We start from the raw sequence: 20,402 nt of genomic DNA, 5'->3' as shown, positions 1-20,402 counted from the left end.
AGCCGCCGCAGAGAGAGGAGAGCCCGCGTGGTCGCACGCGTCCGACGCCCGCAGAACCGCGCGATTCTCCTCGTCACGCACCACTACGCGCCCGAGTCAGGAGCCCCGCAGAGGCGCTGGGGTGCCCTGGCCGGGCACCTGGTCCCGGCCGGTTATCCGGTGACGGTCCTGACGCCGCCGCCGCACTACCCCTCGGGAAAGATCACCCATAATTCACCCGCATTCCTGCCCGGCTCGGTAACCACCGGTACCCATGGCGAGAAAATCATCCGGGTGAATTTCCGCGAGCATTCCCACGGGCTCGGCTCGCGCGTCGCGGACCAGGTGGTCGCCGCCGTCAGCTCGGTGCTGCGCGGGGTGCGGCCGTCCGCGGGCCGGCCCGCGGTCGTGATCGCCACCGTCCCGGGCATCCCGAGCGTCGTGGCCGGCTGGGCCCTCGCCCGCTGGCACCGGGCCCGGCTGATCGTGGAGATGCGTGACGCCTGGCCCGACCTGATCGAGCCCAGCGGCATCCTGCTGCGCCGGGGCCGGACGGGCGACCTGCGCCGCGTGGTCCGCGACCTCGCGGCGCGCGTGGTGCACCGCACCGTCACCCGGCTGCAGGCCCGGGCGGACCTCGTGGTCACCACGACCGCCGCGTTCGCCGAGGTGCTGCGCTCCCGCGGCGTGCGGAACGTCGCGGTGGTGCGCAACGGCACGGCGTTCGAGCCGGTCCGGGAGCACGCCCCCGTCGTCCTCGGCGACCGTCCCCTGCGCGTCGTGTACGCGGGCACCGTCGGCCGGTCGCAGGGCCTGGACGTCGCGGTCCGCGCCGCAGCCCTGGTCCAGGAGCGCGGGTACGGGATCGACGTCCGGATCGTGGGCCACGGCAACGAGTTGGAGCCGCTGCGCCGGCTGGCCGCGGAGCTCGGCGCCCCCGTGCGCGTGGAGCCGTCTGTGCCGTCCACCCAGGTGCGCGAGCTGTACGCCTGGGCCGACACCGTGATCGTGTCCCTGCGGGACTGGGCCCCGTTCGAGTGGACCGTCCCGTCCAAGCTGTACGAGGTCATGGCCTCGGGCGTCGTGGCCTCCGCATGCCTCGCCGGCGAGGCGGCGAGCCTCGTCTCGGCGAACGGCGCGGGCGCCGTCGTGCGCCCCGGCGACGTGGAGGGCCTCGCCGACCTGTGGTGCGGCTGGCTGTCCGACGGCGTGGTGCCCGCCGCCTCGCCCGAGGCCGCCGCGTGGGTCGCCGAGCACGCGAGCGACGAGGTGCTGGGCCACCGCTACGCGGAGCTGCTCGACGAGCTGCTCCCCCACCCGCTGCGGCCCGAGCCCGCCGACCGAGGGGCCCGGTACTGATGGCACGACCGTTCCGGCGCGCGGGCGAGCTCGCGCGCAACCTGCGCTTCACCACGTCCTTCGTGGCCCGCACCGTGGTCGAGGACCCGCTGTGGCTCGCCGTCCAGGCCGCCCGGCGGGCGCCCGAGCGGATGCGGCGCCCGCTGGTGGGTGCCCTGCGCCTCGCGCCGGCGCCGTCCGCGCGGCACGCCCTCGGGAGCATGCTCGCGGGCGACGCCACGGGCGCCGCCACCGAGGCGGAGTCGCTGCTGGCACGCCCCGCGGGCCGCAGCCGCCGCATCGCGGCCGAGGTCGCGGTGGCGGTGGGCCGCCCCGAGCTGGTCGACGGCGTCGCCGCGGCGGGACCCGCGCGCTACCGCGCGGCCTGGCTGCTGGGCGACGTCGAATCGATCGGGCCGGACGCGCCGGCCGGGCTGCGCGCGCAGGTGGCCGAGCTGCGGCCGGGTCCGCAGGACCCCGGGGCGGCCGAGCCCCGGACGGCCGAGCCGCAGCCGGCCGGGAGCGCGCGCGGCGAGCGCCCCGTCACCGTGCTGCACCACCTGACCAACTCCCTGCCGCACACCCAGAGCGGCTACACGCTGCGCTCGCACGCGATCCTCGTGGCCCAGCGGGCCCACGGGCTCGCGGCGTCGGCGACGACGCGGCCGGGCTACCCCCTGACCATCGGCTCGCTCGCGGCGCGCGGGACCGACGTCGTGGACGGCGTCGCCTACCGCCGGCTGGTCCCGGCGCGTGCGACGTCCGACCCGGCGCGCCGCGCTGCCCAGGAGACAGAGCTGCTGGTCGCGGCCGTGCGTGAGGTCGGTGCGGACGTGCTGCACACCACCACGCCGTCCGCCGTCGGCTCGCTGGCCCGGGCCGCGGCGCGCCGGGCCGGGATCCCGTGGGTCTACGAGGTCCGCGGGCTGCCCGAGGAGACCTGGGTGGCGGCGCACGGCACGGCGGAGGCCCGGTCGCGGGCGGCGGCGTCCCGCCGTCGGGCGCTGATGCAGGCGAAGGAGACCGAGCTGGCGCTGGCCGCGGACGCGGTGGTGACGCTCAGCGGCACGATGCGCGACGCGCTCGTGGCGCGGGGCGTGCCCGCCGGGCACGTCACGGTGGTGCCGAACGCGGTGCCCGACGCGCTGCTCACCGCGCACCACCCCACACCCGAGGCGGCGCGCGCGGCCCTGGGCCTGCCCGCCGGTCCCGCCATCGGGACCGTGAGCAGCCTGGTCGACTACGAGGGCCTGGAGACCGTGGTCCGCACGGTCGCGACGCTCCGCGCGCGGGGCCACGACGTGACGGGACTGCTGGTCGGCGACGGCGTCTCGCGGCCCGGTCTGGCGCGGCTCGCGCGCGAGCTCGGCGTGGCCGACCACGTGGTGCTCCCGGGCCGCGTGCCGCCCGCCGTCGCGCTGACGTGGCTGGCCGCGCTCGACGTCGTGCTCGTGCCGCGGCGCGACCACGAGGTGACGCGCCTGGTGACACCGCTCAAGCCGGTCGAGGCCATGGCGGTGGGACGGCCGGTGGTGGCGAGCGCGCTGCCCGCGCTCGTCGAGGCCGTGGGGGGCGCAGGACTGCACGTCGACGCCGGCGACCTGGAGGGCTGGGCCGACGCCGTCGGCTCGCTCCTGGGCGACGCCGGACGGCGGGCCGAGCTGGTGGAGCTGGGCCACGGGGTGGCTACGGAGAGGACATGGGTGCGTAACGCGGAGACCTACCTGGGCGTCTACCGGAACTGCCTGGGGGTGACGGCATGAGCGCGGGTCCCGAGACCGGGTCGTACGCGGCCCTGTTCGACGCCTCACCGACGACGACGAAGCTGGTGACGCTCGGCAACCTGTCGCGCGTGGGAGCGCGACCGCCGCTGGGGCAGTACGTGCGGCTCCTGTGGGAGCGCCGGCACTTCCTGTGGGCGGACGCGCGCGCCAAGGTCGCCAGCGGGACCCGGCAGAGCCTGCTGGGCAAGGCGTGGCTGGTGCTCAACCCGCTGATCGACGGCGCCGTCTACTACCTGGTGTTCGGGCTGCTGATGAACAACCAGCGCGGCATCGACAACTTCCTCGGGTACCTGCTGATCGGCGTGTTCCTGTTCCAGTTCACCACGCAGTCGATCAACGGCGGCGCGCGCTCCGTGCAGCAGGGCAAGAACCTGATCCGGGCGTTCACGTTCCCGCGCGCGGCGCTGCCGATCTCCGTGGTGCTGCGCAACCTGCTCAACCTGGGCCCGACCCTGGTCACGCTCGCCGCGCTGATCTACTTCATACCTCCGGCCGAGGAGTACACCTGGCGCCTCGCGCTGGTGGCCGGCGCCCTGGCGCTCCAGGTCATGTTCACCACGGGCCTGTCGCTCCTGGTGGCCCGGTGGGCCGCCGCGCTGCCGGACATCACCAACCTCATCGGCATGGTGATGCGGGTCTGGCTCTACGGGTCCGCGGTGTTCTTCTCGTTCGACCACCTGCTGTCCGACAACCCGGACCTGAAGGTGTGGCTCGAGGCGAACCCCATGTTCATCGTGCTCGACATCGTGCGGGACTGCGTCCTGTACGCGACCACGCCCGACCCCATGCGCTGGGCAGTGCTCGGCGGCTGGAGCGTGGGTCTGCTCGTGGTCGGGTTCGTCGTCTTCTGGCGGGCGGAGGAGAGCTATGGCCGCTGATCTCGACTACCCCATGCCGCCGTCGCCGATCGGCCAGAACGGCCCCGCGTCGATGCCGCTGCCCGCCCAGGCCGCCCAGCGGCCGATGACAGGCGCTGTCCCGATGTCCGTGCAGGCCCCGCCGCACACCGGACAGTTCGCCGCCGTCGGGCCGAGGTCCGGGAGCACGCCCGTGCTGTGGCCCACCGTGGCCGTGCAGGGCCTGCGGATGTTCTACCGGACGCCGTCCACGGACACGAGCAACGGCCGGCGCGCCAAGGTGAAGCGCGCGGTGCTCAACGTGCTGGGCCAGGAGCCCAAGGTGACGGTGCGCGCCCTGACGGACATCTCGTTCGTCGCGAACTCCGGCGAGCAGATCGGCCTCGTGGGGCAGAACGGCTCCGGCAAGAGCACCCTGCTGCGCATCATCGCCGGCCTGGAGAAGCCCACGAAGGGACAGGTGCTCGCCGAGAGCACGCCCGTGCTGATCGGCGTGAACGCCGCCCTGGTGCCCGACCTGCCCGGCGAGGAGAACGTGCGGCTGGGCTGCCTGGCCATGGGGCTCTCCCCGGCCGAGGCCGAGGCCGCGATCCCGGACGTCATCGAGCTGGCCGGCCTGGGCAAGTCCATCTACCTGCCCATGCGCACCTACTCGTCGGGTATGGCGGCGCGTCTCCGCTTCGCCATCGCGACGGCGGCGCGCCCGCACATCCTGCTCATCGACGAGGCCCTGGCCACCGGCGACGCCGCGTTCAAGGAGCGCAGCGAGGCCCGGATGACCAGGCTCCGGGAGCAGGCGGGAACGGTGTTCCTGGTGAGCCACGCGGCACAGACCATCGAGGAGTCCTGCACCCGCGCCATCTGGCTGCACCACGGACGTCTGGTGCTCGACGGCGAGGCGCAGGACGTCGCCGTCCGCTACCGCAAGTGGGCCTGGGCCTTCGCCAAGGACCAGCCGGACGAGGCCCGGCGGATCCTCGAGGAGGCGTTCGCCGAGCGCCGGGAGACCCAGGTTCGAATCGACGCGCCGGAACCGCCCAAGGGGCGGGTGCGGGAACGGCACGCACGACCGACCGGCCGCGACGCCAAGCAGGCCAGGGCCGCCGCCGAGCGTGCCGCAGCCATCCGTGCGGAAAGGAGCGACCTGTGAGCCGCCCCCTCGTCATGACGATCTACGGGACGCGCCCGGAGGCCATCAAGGTCGCCCCCGTCATCGCGGCGCTCGAGGCCGACGACCGGTTCGACTCCGTGACGGTGGTGACCGGCCAGCACCGCGAGATGCTCGACCAGGTCAACGAGGTCTTCGGCATCGTGCCCGACCACGACCTCGACATCATGAGCCACGGCCAGACGCTCGGGCAGATCTTCGCGCGCGTCATGGCCCGGCTCGACCCGATCCTGGAGGCTCGCCGACCCGACGCCGTCATCGTGCAGGGCGACACCTCGACGTCGACGGCCGCCGCGCTGGCCGCCTTCTACCGGCAGATCCCGGTGGTGCACCTGGAAGCGGGCCTGCGCAGCGGCGACATCCAGTCGCCGTTCCCGGAGGAGGCGAACCGCAAGATCACGTCGCAGATCGCCTCGCTGCACCTCGCGCCGACCCTGCGCAGCCTGGCCAATCTGGTGGCCGAGGGTGTGCCGCTGGAGAACATCGTGGTGACCGGCAACAGCGTCATCGACGCCCTGTACCTCGCCGTGGAACGCCGGACGGCGTTCACCGACCCTGCTCTCGCGCGCGTCGCGGCATCGGGCCGCCGGATCGTGCTCGTGACGACGCACCGCCGGGAGAACTGGGGCACGGCGATGGAGGGCGTCGGCCGCGCGCTGGCGCGGATCGCGCGACGGTTCCCCGAGGCCGCGATCGTGCTGCCGGTGCATCGCAACCCCGTGGTGCGCGACGCCGTCCTGCCGCACCTCGAGGGGCTGGCCAACGTGACCGTGACCGAGCCGCTCGGCTACGGCGAGTTCACGCACCTCCTGTCGCTGTCCACGCTGGTGCTGACGGACTCGGGCGGGCTCCAGGAGGAGGCGCCCAGCCTGGGCAAGCCGGTGCTCGTCATGCGGGAGAACACAGAACGACCCGAGGCGGTCGAGGCCGGTACCGCCCGCCTGATCGGCACCGCCGAGGACCGCATCGTGGCCGAGGTGCACCGGCTGATGACCGACGGCGCCGCCTACGAGCTCATGGCGCAGGCCATCAACCCGTACGGCGACGGGCGCAGCGCGAGCCGGGTGCTGGACGCGACGGCACGTATGCTCGCGCCCGCGCTGCCCGGCCTGCTGCCGGACCTCGTGCTGGACGAAGAATTCACTGCCGCTACTGCAGAGGGTGGAGCATGAGCAAGACCAGGGTCTTTATCTATGGCTCGTGCGTGTCGCGGGACACGTTCGAGCACTTCGATCCGGAGCAGTTCGAGCTGGTCCAGTACGTGGCGCGGCAGTCCGCCCTGAGCGCGACGACCCGGCCCGTCGAGCTGATGGCGCCGCCCACGCTGGAGTCGCGGTTCCAGCAACGGATGATCGCCGGGGACTTCGGGTCGAGCCTGCGGAGGATGCTTCCCGAGTTCGCCGAACACGTCGACGTGCTCCTGGTCGACCTGACCGACGAACGCCTGGGCGTCTACCTGCTGCCCGACGGCACCGTGCTGACGCGCTCGGTGGAGCTCATCCAGTCGGGCGCCGAGAACCACCTGCCCCAGGGCACCCGCCACCTCGCGTTCGGCACCCAGCAGCACTTCGAGTACTGGCAGGGGGCCATCCGAGCGCTCGGCGAGTCGATCCGGGGCATCATGCCGCACGTGGGTATCGCCCTGCTCGACCTCCCCTGGGCCGAGTGGTCGGAGAGCGGGCAGCCCACACCGGACTCGTTCGGCGTCTCCGCTGCGCAGGCCAACCCGGTGTTCCGGCCGTATGTGGACGCCGCGGCACAGGCTCTCGGCGCTCACGTCGTGACCGTGGACCCCGCCACCGTGGTGTCCGGCCCGCACCACCCGTGGGGCGATGCGCCGTTCCACTACGCGGAGCACGTGTACCTGGACGTCGTGCGTCAGCTCACCGGTATCGAGGGGCGCGTGGTGTGGGGGCCGGGGGCACAGCCCGTCACCGGCGGCCACCGTATGCCGAGCGCGGACGTACCGCGTGTCATGAACCCGGCCGGCCCGCAGACCGGCTCCCGCAGCGCCGTCCCGGCACACACCGCCAACGGTGCGGGTGGACCCGGCGCGGCGTCGAAGCCGAAGAGCACGGCCGTGGTCAAGGCGACCATCGCCGACGGCGCGGCCGGTGTCGCCGCGCAGATCGAGCGCAACGGGGCACTGCCGAAGTACCTTCATCTCGACCTGCTCGGAGTCGTCCCGGACGGGAGGAACCTGATGCAGGCAGCGCGGCAGGACCCGCGCGCTCGCGATGCTCTCAACTACCTCACCAACAACGGCTTCTACATCTACAAGGTCGATGCCGGCACTACGCGGCTGGTCCAGCACGACGAGCTGAAGAATCTCTGGCAGGCAGTGAAGAGCGGGACCTACAAGATCACGCCGGACAACAATGTCGTCTACCACTTCTCGCCGGCGACCAACGGCAGGACTACCAAGCTCGTGGTCGTCTTCTCCCCGATGACCGACCGGCTTGAGACAAGCATCAACCGTCACTTCTTCCAGACGTACAAGGCGATCCAGAAACACCTGGTCCCGGGGACGGGCGTCCTGCGGATCGCCGACCTCGGTGGCGTACGAGGAGCGTTCTACCTCAACACGACCTATCTCCCAGGGAACAGCGAGCGGATCAGCCGATTCATCAGCGAGTTCATAGCCGAGAACGCGATCGCACAGGAGAACGTGGTTCTGTACGGGCCCTCGAAGGGTGGATCTGGCGCATTGCACCAGGGCCTGCTCAATGCCTGGAACTTCGTGGCCGTCGACCCCATTCTGAACGACGCCCACTACGAGCAGAACCATGATGACGTGCACTTCACCTCGGGAGGGATCTTTCCCGAGACCAAGGAGTCGGTCTTCGGCCGCCTGGCCCAGTACGCCCGCGGAGTTCAGTACCCGGAGTGGTATCACCCGGTGGTCGTCACCTCGCACCGATCACCTCAATACGAGTACATCGGCACGACGCTCGCGCCGATCGGCGACCACATCACTTTCCTCGATTCGGACAACCAGAAGATCAAGACACACTCCGACGTTCCCGGACAGACGATCCAGCACCAGGCGATGGCCCTCAACGCGCTGCTCTCCGGGTTCGGTCTTCCTGTGGGAGTTCACCAGGTCGCCTGACAGGTCAGTGCCGCGCAACGCGGTTGAAAGAGGGGGGCCTTGAGACCTGATCAGGTCTCAAGGCCCCCCTCTTTCGGGCATACGGAACCGTTATGGCCGGGGAACCAATTGGATCAGGTCATCGAACTCGGTCTGCGCCCGCCTGTTGAAGGCCTCCGCGTCGAACACGCCGACGGCGTCACCCGTGCCGTCAAGGGTCTCCAGCACTGCCGCCGCCAGCGCCTGCGGGGAGGGTTCGACGATGCGGCCGTACCCGAGCTCGACCGCCTCCCTGATACCCGGGGTCGGATAGGTGACGATCGGGGTCCCGAGGATCATCGCCTCGAACAGGACCTGCGGCTGTCCCTCGTGCGTCGAGGTCATCATGAAGACGTCAGCACGCCTCATCAGCGGCATCGGGTTGGCGAGCTGCCCGGTGAACACGACGGACGACGCGATCCCCGCCTCCACCACCGCCGTCTTGAGGAACCCTTCCAGGGGACCCGAGCCGACGACCACGAGCTTCGCGTCGGGTCGCTGCCCCAGGACCTGCTTCATCGCCAGGATGGCGTCGACCTGGTTCTTCTCCCGTGAGAAGCGCCCCACGACGGCCACGAGCGGCCCCTCGTGCGCCCCGAGCTCGGCCGGGAGGTCGATCTCCTGCGCGGCGCGAGCGATCACCTGCTCGTGGTCGAGAGCGTTGTGCACCGCGACCATCGGCTTGCCGCGCAGATAGCCGGCTGCCTCGAGCTCCGACCCGTTCAGCTCGGCCGTCGCACCGGAGACGCTGGCCAGGCCCGTGAAGTCCCGGTACTGCTGGAAGACCGCTTCCAGGGACGGGTACTTGGTCTCCTTCTCCGCGAGCATCTCGTTGTGGAGAAAGGCGTAGGACCGGTGTCCCGAACCCTCGGCGGCGGCGAGGAGCGACATCCAGAACGTCGAGTACCCCTCGAACTCGACGAGCGTGATCGGACGCGTCGTACCGAGAAGCCGTCGGAGCTCGCGCCGGTAGCCCTTGCGGACGAGCTCCCACTGCGGCTCCGACAGGTAGGAGTGCTTCGTGAACCGGTCGATGAGCCAACGCTCCTCGACCGACACCACCATCGCACCGTTCCTGGTGATCAGGGAGACGTCGGACGGTACCTTCGCCAACGTCTCCAGCCGGTCCGGGTACCGCTCGACGATCGCGGGCTCCATGAGGAGCGCCGGCTGGTACCGCGACCGGTCGAGGTTCGCGAGCAAGTTGAGCAGCGACGTCGAGATCCCGTTGGGGATGAGCGAGGAAAAGAAGACAACCGCCTCCGCCTCGTCCTCCACCCCTGCCCCCGGGGTGGAGGACGTGTCGTCGCGGCGGCGAACGATCAGGTCGAGGCAGCGAGCCGCCGCCTTCCCGTCCTCCGCGCCGGTGAAACGCCGTCGCGACTCCTGGTACCGGGGGCCCGGCTCGAAAGGCTCGGTCCGGCCGAGCTCTTCCCGGAGCTCGGCCCGGGTCCGGACGACGTCGTCGAAGACCTCGTCGGGCCGGAAGTACACGCCACGTTCCGCGACGTACTCGTCGAGGTCGGGCGTGTACAGGATCACCCGACGACCGGTGACGAGGAAGTCGAACATGAGGCTCGAATAGTCCGTGACCATCACGTCGACGCAGGGTAGGACGTCGTACGTGTCGATGTCGGCAGGGACCTTGATCGCCGGCACCTCGATGTCGCCCACGACCGCCTCGACCATGTGGTGCATCCGGTAGAGGACGATCGTGCCGGGCACCGAGCCCATCTCCGTGAGGTCCCGGACGACCGAATCGGCGTCCATGGTGCGGTTCTCACCGCCGCCGCGCCAGGTCGGGGCGTAGAACACCACCCGTTCGCCGGCGCCGACCCGCAGGCCCAGCCGGTCCAGCGCCGCCTGACGCTCCGCCTCGCCGGCGACGACCAGCGCGTCCAGGCGGGGCGATCCGAGCGCGTCCGCCGCCCCTCGATAGGTGACGTCGAGGTCGTAGTCGTGCACGAGCACGTCCCGGGTGTGCACGTTGGGAGCGACGATGTGCGTCGTGTTGCGCAGGTTCCGCGCCACGTTGGCGTACTCGGCCACACCCGTACCGATGCGCTTGCCGAGGGTCTTGAGCGGCGTGCCGTGCCAGGTGTTGAGGTAGAGCTGGCCGTCGCGACGGGTGACGTAGTCCACGAAGGACGTGTTGTTCACGAGCGTGCCCGCGGTCGCAAGACTCCGCACGTGCAGCTCGCTGCCGTACGTGGCGAGGACGGTCCGGCGGTCGGACCGGACGTCGACGGGGATGTCGGTGTCCGCCTTGACCACCCAGACGAACGTGTGGTCCCGGAATCGCGCGTCCTGCAGCATGGCCCGGTAGATGGCCAACGGGTTGCAGGCAACCTTGTCGCCCCAGTACGACTCGAAGAGCACCGACTCCTCGACCACCTCGTACCGCTCGCAGTACTCGACGTACAGGGCCCGACGCCGGGCGTGGTCCGTTCCGGTGATCACCCCGAGCGGGAGGCCGTCCGGCAGTGCGAACTCGCGCCCGTCGAGCAGCAGGCGGGCGCCCGCCGCCTCCCGCCCGAGGCGTGCCAGGACGAGCGCATGGCGTGCGCGGTTGCGCAGGTCGATCTCCGGTGCACGCCGTTCGTACTCGCGGTAGGCCTCGTCGGCCGCACCGAGGTCGCCCGCGGTCGACAACGTCTCCGCGAGCCGCAACCACAGCGCGGGATCGGTGGGCAGGATGTCGACGCCGGACCGGGCATAGGCCAGCTGTGCGGCCGCAGAACGGTCCTGGATCAGGTCCCGCACCTCCGGCCGTTCCCCGGCCGGCTCGTCGTGGAGATCGTTTGCGGGCAGCAGCTCGGCGGCAAGGTCGTCCGCACCGGCAAACCGGAGCAGCGCGTCGAGCGCCTCCCCCGGACGGCCGTCGTCGAGCAGGCAACGACCGAGCCGGTAGAACCAGTCACGCTGCGAGCGCCCGCCGAGCTCGAGCGCAGCCGCGTACCCGTCGATGGCGGCCGAGCGGTGGCCGCCCCGTTCCAAGGCAAGGGCCCTCTTGTAGTGCCGGTACGGGAGGCGCGCGTCGAGCCCGAGCGCGATGTCGAACCACCGGACCGCCTCTTGCCACAGGTACTGGCGCTCGAACGCGTAGCCGGCCTTGAACGCCAGCTCCGCATCACGGACGCCCTCGTCCCAGCGGGCGACGAACCGGGCTGCCGCCTCGCGCCAGTCCCCCTGACGCTCGAAGAAGATTCCCGGGCCCACGATCATCGTGCGGGGATCGTTGTCCAGGCGGCACGCCTTCTCCAGCTCGCGCCTGGCCTGCGCCGTACGGCCGAGCTTCTCCGCTGCGAGCCCGGCGAGGAGGTAGGTCCGGGAGTCGGCCTGGTGGGACGTCTCGAGCCGGGCCACGACCCGCAGCACGTCCTCGTCCCGCCCCAGGTCGTGCGCGGCCTGCACCTGCTGCGTGTATCCGTCGGGGCTGTCCAGGATGGGCGCGACGAGGTCGAGGATCTCGTGCTTGCGCCACAGCGGCACGCTGTTGTCCAGCATCTCGAACAGTGCCGTGGCAGCCCTGACGTGCTTCGGGTCGAGCACGACAGCCGTCTCGAACCGCTGCATGGCCTGGCCGCGGTTGCGGAGTGCCTGGAGGCATCGGCCGGCGCGGTAGTGGCGCTCCGCGACCGTGGGGTCGATCGCCAGTGCCCGCTCGTAGGACGCCAGCGCGTCGGCATAGCGCTTGCGGCGCTCCTGGACGAACCCGAGCCGGTGGTGCCACGTCGCCTGGCTGTCGTCGATCGCCAGCGCGCGTTCGAGCCTCGACTGAGCACCGGCGAGCCGGTCGGCGGCGATGTCGAGCACCGCGAGCCGGTAGTGCGCCGCCGCCGCGGCGGAACCCTGTCCACCTGCTGCCACCTTCAGGCCGACCTCGCGAACCTGCTGGGATACCCCCGTCTTCACCTGACGCCCCATTTTCTCCGTCTTCCTGACCAGGTCGCTCAAGACGCCTTCGTCAGCTCTGCCTTGATCTGCGTGGTGGAGATCTCGGGTGTCCGAGCCAGGTACACCACCTCGCACTGGGCCTTGAGCTCGTCGAACTTGCCGACCCAGTCGTCTCCGATCACGAACGTGTCCACCTGGTACAGGCCGATGTCCGAGGCCTTCTGCTCCCAGGTGTGCTCGGGGATCACCAGGTCCACGTGTCGGATCGCCTCGAGCATCCGCTTGCGATCCGCGTACGAGAAGTAGGCGTTCTTGCCCTTGCCCGCGTTGAACTCGTCGCTGGACAGGGCGACGATCAAGTAGTCGCCGAGCGCTCGCGCCCGGCGCAGCAGCTCGATGTGCCCGTAGTGCAGCATGTCGAACGTTCCGTACGTGATGACGCGCTTCATCGAATCTCCTTGGTACCGACGTGTTCCGCCTCGCCTGCGACCGTGAGGTCCAGGTGGCGGGAGATCTTTTCGACGAGCCGACGCCGCTCGTCGCGGACGCGCGCCCCGTCCAGCGGTGGCGCCGCACCCGCCGTGCCGCTCTCGAACGCCGCGCGCACGGCGGCGGCCAGGTCGTCCGGCGTCTCGGTGAGGGGCCAGGGCGAGGTAGCAGGCCAGTCCCCGTAGAAACCGCGCTCGACGTCGCGGTACCACTCGAGGTCCGGCGCGAAGAGGATCGCGGGCCGCCGGGTGACCGACCAGTCGTGCAGCACCGACGAGTAGTCGCTGACCAGCAGGTCGGCTGCGAGCATCAGTTCCTCGACCGACGGGTACTCACTGACGTCGAGCACCCCCGCGCCCATGGCGGCGGCCCGGGCCGTGACGTGGTGGCTGCGGACCAGCACCCGCGCATCGACAGCCGCCGCGAGGCCGGCCGGGTCGAGCGCCTCGGCCCAGCTCCCCGCGCGGGACCGGTTCCTGTGCGCCTCGCGCCACGTCGGGGCGTAGAGCACCACCCGCTCGTCCGAACCGATCCCGAGCCGCTCGCGAACACGCTCGCGGACACCCCCGCTCTCGTACAGCACACCGTTGGCCGGCTGCTCCACGACCCATGCCTCGCCGTCGTACCCGAGACCCGTTCGCAGGTTCCGCTCGGCTGCCGGAGTCTGCGCCAGCAGCAGGTCCCACATCGGCACCTGGCGTCGCATCATCCGTCGGTAGGTCAGCGGCGACGCGGCGTTCGGCAGGTCGAACAGCAGTCGCTTGATCGGCGTACCGTGCCAGGTCTGGAGGAAGAACTGGCCCGGCCGCTTGACGAACCAGTGCGGAAAGTTGTTGTTGTTCACCAGCACCCTGGCGGCCCCCAGCACGCGGTGCCATTCGGCCGAACCGATGATGAGGGCCTTGGCACCGTCGGGGACCGGGACGGAGAGGTCCCGCACGGACCAGTACATGGCAGCGTCGACGCCCGCCGCGCGCAGCGCGGCGAACACGGCGCGAGGGCTACCCTCGCACGACTTTCCGTTGAAGGTCTCGAACACGATCGCCCGGGTGAGGGCGCCTGCCGGCGAGACGTCGCGCAGTTTCCGCTGCCCGGCTCGAGATCGTTCCTCTGCGGTCAACGGGGCGCTCACGGTCAGGCTCACGGAGTTCTCGCCGTGCCGCTTCATGGCGGCTCGCTGGAGCTCACCGTCGACCACGACCGGACCCTCCGTGAGGGTGCGCCCCGGTCGTGCCCAACCCACCAACGGCCCGTCATCCTTGGTCGACCAGCGCACGAAGTAGCCGTCGCTCGGGAACGCCAAGCCCGCGGGCGCGATCATGGCCTCGAACGAGCCGTCCGGAGCTGGGGCCACCGAGGTCTCGAACGACAGGCGCGACGTCGCGATACCGACCCGAAGGCGGGGCACCACCGGCGACACGCTGCCCATGACACCGACCTGCGACCCGTCGACCCGGAGCCCGTCCATACGCACGCGCGTCGGACCGAACCCGCTGCCGCGGATCTCCGCAGGCAAGGGACCCGCGGTCTCACCCGAGGAAGGGAGGTTCACCGCGAGGTCGGCGGTCCAGCGCTGTCCCCCGAGCTCGAGCGCGACGACGAGCGTGACCTCCCGGTCCTGCAGCCCGTCGGTCTTCACCAGCGCCTCGAACCCGGACCGTGCGTACGAGCGCCAGGGATCGCCGCTCTCGACGTCGATCTCGGCGTCGGTGACCGGATACAGCTCGCACCCGGTCTCGTCATCTACTCCGTTCCGGCGGCTGACCGAGGCGACGAGTCCATCCGTCGCCGGGTCCAGACCGGGAAGGTACGCCCATCCGGTCACCGACAACAGCCCCGGGGCGACCCACATGGTTCGCCGGACGCCGACCTCCGGCTCGAGCAGCGCCGGGTCGACGGTGAGCAGGCTCGCCGGGATCCGCGTCGTCAGCCGCCCGAGCACCTCCGGCACGGCCCGCAACGTCCCGCCGTCCACCACGAGCGGCACCGCGGTGCTGTCCTCGGCACGGGTGCCCAGCAGCTCCTCGGCGTCGGCCCGGGCCCCCTCGCTGATCACGTAGCTCAGGAGCCGGTCCGACACCGGGATGCGCGCCCAGATCTCCGGCGTAGCGCTCGCGGCCAGCCGGGCCGCGGTCCGTCGCAGCACGGCCCAGTAGTCGTCGTCGCACTGGGGCACGTGGGCACCGAACATTCCGAGGTCCGTGCCGAGCCAGCGGGCCCAGACCCGATCGCGGACCTGCACCGGGGCATCGGCGAGGAGGGGGATCTTGCGCTCGATGACCGCGACACGGTCCTCGAGGTTCGAGAGCTCCTCCTTGTCCTGCGAGCGCGAGCCCCGTCCCTCGGGCAGACGCCACGAATACACGTCACGTTCCAGCACGTCGAACCGGCGTGCGCGCAGCGTCGCGCGCAGAGCCGGCTCACGGTCCTCGTAGTTGCCCGTCTCGGGAAACGGTCCCACCGCACGCCGCCAGAAAGCGGTGCGATACATGCGGTTCCAGACGACGGGCTCATCCAGGGCCTCGGGCGTCCGGGCCGCGGTGGTGCCGAGCACCTCTGCGCGGTGCACCTTGGCCACCACCTTGGGGCGGTGGCTCCCCGTCGTACCGTGGCGCAGATACCCGCCCATCACCATGTCGGTGCGCGGCCGCCGCAACCGGCGGACCATGTCGTCGTACGCCCCGGGAAGGACGACGTCGTCCGCGTCGACGAACGCGAGGTAGCGACCCCGCGCGAGCTCCACGCCGAGGTTCCGCGCGACGCCTGGGCCCAGGCCGCCGCGGGTCCGGGCGGCGCGCAACCGGCGGTCACGGGCTCCCAGGCGCGCCACCAGCTCGCGGGACCCGTCGGTGGACCCGTCGTCGACAACGATCACCTCGAGGTCGCGGAGGTCCTGGTTGAGCACGCTGCGGATCGCCGGCTCCAGGTACTCGCCACCGTCCCTGCAGGGCATGACGACGGACAGACGCGGCCGCCTGGCCCGGCGCACGACGCCGCCGAGGAACCGTCGGAAGGGGGCCGCGATCATGCCGGCGACGCCACAACCGGACCGACGAAGCTCAGCACCCGCTTCGCACCGGCGAGCGATCCGTCCCTGATCTCCGAGAAGGCCGAGTGCCCGACGAGGAGCGCGATCACGTCCGCTCGCGCGACGACGTCGTCGATGGTGCTGAGGACGACGTTGCGCCGGTTTGCCAGCTCCTTCGGCAGTTCGCCCACATGCGGCTCCACCACGAGGATCTCGGCCTGCGGGTACTCGTCCGCCAGCTCGCCGACGATCCGGCGCGCCGGCGACTCGCGCAGGTCGTCGATGTCCGGCTTGAACGCGAGGCCCAGCGCCGCGATCACGGGCTTCTCGGTGCCGTCCACCGCGGCGCGCACCTTCTTGAGCACCCAGCCGGGCTTCGTGTCGTTGACCTCCCGCGCCGTCCGGATCAGCCGCGCCTCCTCGGGCGCGGCATCGACGATGAACCACGGGTCCACCGCGATGCAGTGCCCGCCCACGCCCGGCCCCGGCTGAAGGATGTTCACCCGCGGGTGGTGGTTCGCGAGCCGGACGAGTTCCCAGACGTCGATGCCGAGGCGGTCCGCGATGACCGAGAGCTCGTTGGCGAACGCGATGTTCACGTCGCGGAACGAGTTCTCGACGAGCTTGGCCATCTCGGCGGTCTTGGCATCGGTCAGCAGGATCTCGCCGTGGCAGAACGCCCGGTACAGGTCGCGCGCCCGCTCCGCCGCCTCGTGCGTGAGCCCGCCGACGATCCGGTCGTTGGTGACCAGCTCGACCATCACCCGCCCCGGAAGCACACGCTCAGGGCAGTGCGCCGCGTGGAACACGAGTCGTCCGTCGGCGCCGTCCAGGCTCAGGTCAGGACGCGCCTCGATGATCCAGTCGGCCAGCTTCCTCGTGGTCCCGGGGGGCGAGGTCGACTCCAGGATGATGAGCTCACCGCCGCGCAGCTGCGGTGCGATGGCCTGGGCCGCTGCACGCACGTATGACAGGTCAGGCTCGTGGTCGCCCTGGAACGGGGTCGGCACCGCGACGATGAAGCAGTCAGCCGGCTCGGGGCTCGTGACGGCCCGCAGCTTGCCGCTGGCAACGCTCCCACTGACATAGGCGGCCAGGTCCGGCTCCACGAACGGGACCTCGCCACGGTTCACGGCGTCGACCGTGCCCGGGTTGACGTCGATGCCGGTGACGGACATCCCGTTGGCAGCGAGGATTGCCGCCGTCGGCAGCCCGATGTACCCGAGGCCGACGACTCCGACGCTGCTGATACCCATGTTTCCCGTTCCCCGCACTCTCAGAAGATCACGTGCGATGTCGCACGCCCGTAGAACTTGACCTCGCCGCTCGCGAGCAGCTCGGCGTCGGCGACGTCCCAGGAGTGGCCGCCTGCCGCTGACCGCACTTGCACGAAGTTGAACCGGTCGGCCGAGAACACCGTCCCGCCGCCCTGCACCACACCCTTGAGGAAACGTGAGTCCTCGCCTCGGCTCACGGCCTTGAAGCGCACTGCGGCGGCCACGTCGCGCCGCGCCACGATCGTCGGCCCCATCACGAAGTCCGTGTACCGGTGCTCCCGCTCCGCGAACCGCAGGATCGTCGCGTCCGCACCCTCGAGGTACATGTAGTGCGCCTGCTTGCCCACCACGTCCGCACCCGAGTACGCCAGCGCGTAGAGCTGGTCGGACAGGTACTGCGGCCCGTACAGGTCGTCGTCGTCGATCTTCGCCACGACGTCGCCGTCGGCCGCGTCCAGCAGCAGGTTCAGGCACGCGCCCAGCGGCACGTCCGCCGTCGCCGTCAGCAGCTCCAGCGAGCCGACGCCGGCTTCCTTGGCCCGGGCGCGCAGGTCCGCGTCGTCCACCTCGAAGCCGTGCGTGAGCAGCGTGACCTGCAGGTCCACGTCCTCCTGGGCGCCGAGCACGCCGAGCACGTGGTCGAGCTGGCGCGGGCGGTTCGTGGAGACGAGGGCGGTCACGGTCGGCCGTGCGACGACGGCCGAGCCGGCCAGGCCCACGTCGGCCAGCACCTTCTGCGACCGGGCGGCGTAGGTGTGCTCCCGCCAGATGCGGCGCTGACCCTTGTGCACCGCGCGGTCACGCAGCTCGGGCGAGCGCACGAGTGCCCGGATCGCGTGCGCACCCGCCTCGCGGGTCTCGGCGACGAAGACCTCGTCGCCCGGGAAGTACTCCCCCACGGCCGCGCTCGGCGTCGAGACGACGGGCGTGCCAGAGGCGGTGATCTCGAAGATCCGGCGCGCGCACATCGACGGCGAGCCGACCACCGAGTTCACGTTGAGGAAGACCTTGTACTCGCGGTAGGCGGTCAGCATCCGGTCGTAGTCGAGCGAGCCGACCACGCGCTCGTCCAGCGGCGCCGGGAACTGGTACTTCTCGTCGTCGCCGCGGAACCGGCTGAAGATCTCCAGCCCGTGCTCCATCCTGGGCGACACGTCCAGGGCTGCGCCGAGCAGCAGGTCCATCTGCTCGCGCCGCTCCGGGTACTTGTGCGCGAAGTACATGCCGGCGAACGCGACGTCCCGCTCCGGGCCGCGGCCGTGCAGCCGCACCGGGTTGTGGATCGCGGGCTGCGCGGCGAACTCCAGCACGCCCACGCGGTCGTGGCCCAGGGCCTCGACGTAGGCGGGCACGCGGTCGACGTCGGTGGTGTAGACCCGGTCGAAGAGCCGGGCGGCGTCGAGGAAGTCCGCGAAGTGGACCGGGTCCTCCTTGTTCCAGAACACCGTGGGCACGCCCGCCGCACGGCAGGCCGCGACGAGCTCGGCGAAGGCCGGTCGCGGGGCCGACGTACCGGTCAGGTGGTACTGCCACGCCCCGCCGTTGCCGTTCCAGGCGGACTCCACGAACAGCAGGTCCAGGCCGCTCGTCAGCTCGTCCTGCCAGGTCGCTGGGGTCAGTGCCACCTGGTGCCACTCGGGCGCGAACGCGAGCCGTGAGAAGTCGTCCAGGATGACGCCGACCCGCAGGTCGCGCGGCCCGCCGACCGGGTCGCGCCCCGCCACGGCGCCGTCGACCGCGGTCCCGCGCGCCGCCAGGCGCGACGTCGGACGGGCCGGCCACGGGTCGAACGTCAGCCCGTCCTTCGTCAGGCGCGACCCGCCGACCTGCCCGGCCAGCGGGACCCGCTGCCTGCGCAGGTGCGTCCGGAGCTGGACCAGGCCGCCCTGTCGCAGGTGCCAGACCGCACGACGGAGCCCTCGCACCACGCCCGGCGCACGATCCTTCACGGCAAGAATGTCCTTGTCTGCCCGAAGGCATTCAGCGATATGGGCACCCCCGCCAGGCGCGAAAGAGAAGGTGCCGGACGTCCAGGATGCGCCATTGGTGAACTGATGCTACAAGCGGCCCATGTCCCCCTATTGCGATAGCGGGTGAAAGGGGCAGAGATTCACCCGGGCAATATTTCGGCCGGTCAACTTTCCGCAGCGCGGTGGCCGCGACGACCTGGTCTGAGCCCTGGCACCGCGACTACTCCACGACGGAGGGCAGCGTGTCGATCCCGTCGGGCGACTCCGCCAGGTAGACGGGCAGCTCGTCGCGCGCCACGGCCGCCATGAGCGGGTCGAGCGTGTCCCGGTCGAGCAGCACGATCGACTGCCCGTCGTCGCTGCGGCCGGTGCCCGTGTAGGGCGCGGTCAGGAACGTGATGTCGCTGGTGGAGAGGTCCTTGGCGCTGACCGCCAGCTCCAGCATCCGGTCGATCGTGAGGTCCGGGTCGACCGCCACGGCCCGGACCGCCGCCTCCAGGAACGTGGACATCTTCAGCAGGTCGCTCTTGTTCTCGGTGGCCTTCGAGGCGATCGCCCGCATCCAGGCCTGCTGCCGCTGCACGCGACCGAAGTCGCCGTTCGCCAGGGCATACCGCTCACGCGTGAACTCCAGCGCCTCCTTGCCCGTCATCGTCTGCTCCACCGAGCCGCCCGCGCCGTCGGGCACCGTGATCTCCACGCCGCCGAGGGTGTCGGTGAGCGTCGTGAAGGACTCGAAGTCGCTCACCGCGAAGTGGTCGATGCGCACCCCCGTCAGGGCCTCGACCGTCTGGACCATGAGGCCCGGGCCGCCGAAGGAGAACGCCGCGTTGATCTTGCCCTCGCCGAAGCCGGGGATGTCCACCCAGGAGTCCCGCGGGATCGAGATGACCGCGGCCGACTTGCGGTCCCCGGACAGGTGCAGGAGCAGGATGGCGTCGGTGCGCTGCGCGCCGAGCTCCCAGGCGGAGGGGTCGCCGGCGGAGATCCGGCTGTCGGAGCCGAGTGCCAGGATGTTCACGGGGGCGGCCGGGCCCTCGACGGGCGCCGGCTCGGGGCGGGCGGCCTCGTCGAGGTCGGCGAACGGATCCTCGATGCGCTCGATCTTCTCGTCGAGCGAGATCTTGTAGCCGTAGTACGCCATGGCGCCGCTGGCGCAGACGAGCACGAGGGCGCCGACGATCACCAGCGCGACGAATCCCTTGCCCCGGCGACGACGTCGCGCGGGAGCCGCCTCAGGTTCGGCGGGACGTGGCGCGGTCAGGAGGTCGCCGACTCCATCAGGTCCATGCATACCCATCTGAGTACAGCTCGGACGACCGGCGCCGCATCACCCTGGGAAAGAGATCACCCGTGATTCACCCTGCCCCTGACCTGCACGATGACGGCCTGTGTGCGAGAAAGGAATTTCATCCGGGTGAATTCTCTGCGGGTATTTCCTGATGAGAGAAAGACGGCGGAGGAAGAGCAGGAGAACACCCTCCG

General features: G+C 71.0%; 12 protein-coding genes. 6 read left to right on the top strand and 6 right to left on the bottom strand.

The window, feature by feature from the left end:
- The first annotated feature begins 27 nt into the window (after window positions 1–27).
- From ACH45N_RS07510 to ACH45N_RS07485, 6 genes are read left to right on the top strand one after another with little or no spacing between them, the layout of a single operon-like run.
- Window positions 28–1,338 (top strand): glycosyltransferase family 4 protein, encoded by a 1,311-nt coding sequence (locus tag ACH45N_RS07510; RefSeq protein WP_397392644.1) that lies wholly within the window; start codon window positions 28–30, stop codon window positions 1,336–1,338.
- Window positions 1,338–3,080 (top strand): glycosyltransferase, encoded by a 1,743-nt coding sequence (locus ACH45N_RS07505; protein ID WP_397392642.1) that lies wholly within the window; start codon window positions 1,338–1,340, stop codon window positions 3,078–3,080. The genes ACH45N_RS07510 and ACH45N_RS07505 overlap by 1 nt, the downstream gene beginning before the upstream one ends.
- Window positions 3,077–3,979 (top strand): ABC transporter permease, encoded by a 903-nt coding sequence (locus ACH45N_RS07500; RefSeq protein WP_397392640.1) that lies wholly within the window; start codon window positions 3,077–3,079, stop codon window positions 3,977–3,979. Before ACH45N_RS07505 ends, ACH45N_RS07500 begins: the two co-directional genes overlap by 4 nt.
- On the top strand, window positions 3,969–5,108 hold the full coding sequence (locus ACH45N_RS07495; RefSeq protein ID WP_397392638.1) for an ABC transporter ATP-binding protein: 1,140 nt from the start codon (window positions 3,969–3,971) through the stop codon (window positions 5,106–5,108). The genes ACH45N_RS07500 and ACH45N_RS07495 overlap by 11 nt, the downstream gene beginning before the upstream one ends.
- 14 nt (window positions 5,109–5,122) lie before the next feature.
- On the top strand, window positions 5,123–6,298 hold the full coding sequence (gene wecB, locus ACH45N_RS07490) for a non-hydrolyzing UDP-N-acetylglucosamine 2-epimerase (protein WP_397393819.1): 1,176 nt from the start codon (window positions 5,123–5,125) through the stop codon (window positions 6,296–6,298).
- Window positions 6,295–8,238 carry an XcbB/CpsF family capsular polysaccharide biosynthesis protein gene (locus tag ACH45N_RS07485; RefSeq protein WP_397392636.1) on the top strand — a complete coding sequence of 648 codons (1,944 nt, stop codon included), beginning with the start codon at window positions 6,295–6,297 and terminating at the stop codon, window positions 8,236–8,238. Before wecB ends, ACH45N_RS07485 begins: the two co-directional genes overlap by 4 nt.
- Window positions 8,239–8,328: 90 nt before the next feature.
- Here ACH45N_RS07485 and ACH45N_RS07480 read toward each other — a convergent pair whose 3' ends face one another.
- The 6 genes from ACH45N_RS07480 to ACH45N_RS07455 form a co-directional block, all read right to left on the bottom strand.
- Window positions 8,329–12,126: a CDP-glycerol glycerophosphotransferase family protein gene (locus ACH45N_RS07480; RefSeq protein ID WP_397392634.1), complete on the bottom strand. Its 3,798-nt coding sequence runs from the start codon at window positions 12,124–12,126 to the stop codon at window positions 8,329–8,331.
- 83 nt (window positions 12,127–12,209) lie between these two features.
- Window positions 12,210–12,602 carry a glycerol-3-phosphate cytidylyltransferase gene (tagD, locus tag ACH45N_RS07475; RefSeq protein ID WP_397392632.1) on the bottom strand — a complete coding sequence of 131 codons (393 nt, stop codon included), beginning with the start codon at window positions 12,600–12,602 and terminating at the stop codon, window positions 12,210–12,212.
- On the bottom strand, window positions 12,599–15,670 hold the full coding sequence (locus ACH45N_RS07470) for a CDP-glycerol glycerophosphotransferase family protein (protein WP_397392630.1): 3,072 nt from the start codon (window positions 15,668–15,670) through the stop codon (window positions 12,599–12,601). Before ACH45N_RS07470 ends, tagD begins: the two co-directional genes overlap by 4 nt.
- Window positions 15,667–16,926 carry a UDP-N-acetyl-D-mannosamine dehydrogenase gene (gene wecC, locus ACH45N_RS07465; protein WP_397392628.1) on the bottom strand — a complete coding sequence of 420 codons (1,260 nt, stop codon included), beginning with the start codon at window positions 16,924–16,926 and terminating at the stop codon, window positions 15,667–15,669. The genes ACH45N_RS07470 and wecC overlap by 4 nt, the downstream gene beginning before the upstream one ends.
- 20 nt (window positions 16,927–16,946) lie before the next feature.
- Window positions 16,947–18,896, bottom strand: a complete 1,950-nt coding sequence (locus ACH45N_RS07460) for a glycosyltransferase (protein ID WP_397392626.1) — start codon at window positions 18,894–18,896, stop codon at window positions 16,947–16,949.
- A gap of 241 nt (window positions 18,897–19,137) precedes the next feature.
- Window positions 19,138–20,211, bottom strand: a complete 1,074-nt coding sequence (locus ACH45N_RS07455) for an LCP family protein (RefSeq protein WP_397392624.1) — start codon at window positions 20,209–20,211, stop codon at window positions 19,138–19,140.
- Between the last annotated feature and the right edge of the window lie 191 nt (window positions 20,212–20,402).

It is taken from the genome of Promicromonospora sp. NPDC019610 (genome assembly GCF_044389365.1).
Classification (GTDB): domain Bacteria; phylum Actinomycetota; class Actinomycetes; order Actinomycetales; family Cellulomonadaceae; genus Promicromonospora.
Note: the sequence above shows the minus strand (reverse complement) of the source record. Positions and strands in the feature narration are given on the sequence as shown.

What these genes read in the sequence shown, in the direction of transcription:
- ACH45N_RS07505 (WP_397392642.1), top strand. Translation starts at nt 1,338, where the DNA reads ATGGCACGACCGTTCCGGCGCGCGGGCGAGCTCGCGCGCAACCTGCGC.
- ACH45N_RS07500 (WP_397392640.1), top strand. Translation starts at nt 3,077, where the DNA reads ATGAGCGCGGGTCCCGAGACCGGGTCGTACGCGGCCCTGTTCGACGCC.
- ACH45N_RS07495 (WP_397392638.1), top strand. Translation starts at nt 3,969, where the DNA reads ATGGCCGCTGATCTCGACTACCCCATGCCGCCGTCGCCGATCGGCCAG.
- wecB (WP_397393819.1), top strand. Translation starts at nt 5,123, where the DNA reads ATGACGATCTACGGGACGCGCCCGGAGGCCATCAAGGTCGCCCCCGTC.
- ACH45N_RS07485 (WP_397392636.1), top strand. Translation starts at nt 6,295, where the DNA reads ATGAGCAAGACCAGGGTCTTTATCTATGGCTCGTGCGTGTCGCGGGAC.
- tagD (WP_397392632.1), bottom strand. Translation starts at nt 12,602, where the DNA reads ATGAAGCGCGTCATCACGTACGGAACGTTCGACATGCTGCACTACGGG.
- ACH45N_RS07470 (WP_397392630.1), bottom strand. Translation starts at nt 15,670, where the DNA reads ATGATCGCGGCCCCCTTCCGACGGTTCCTCGGCGGCGTCGTGCGCCGG.
- wecC (WP_397392628.1), bottom strand. Translation starts at nt 16,926, where the DNA reads ATGGGTATCAGCAGCGTCGGAGTCGTCGGCCTCGGGTACATCGGGCTG.
- ACH45N_RS07455 (WP_397392624.1), bottom strand. Translation starts at nt 20,211, where the DNA reads ATGCATGGACCTGATGGAGTCGGCGACCTCCTGACCGCGCCACGTCCC.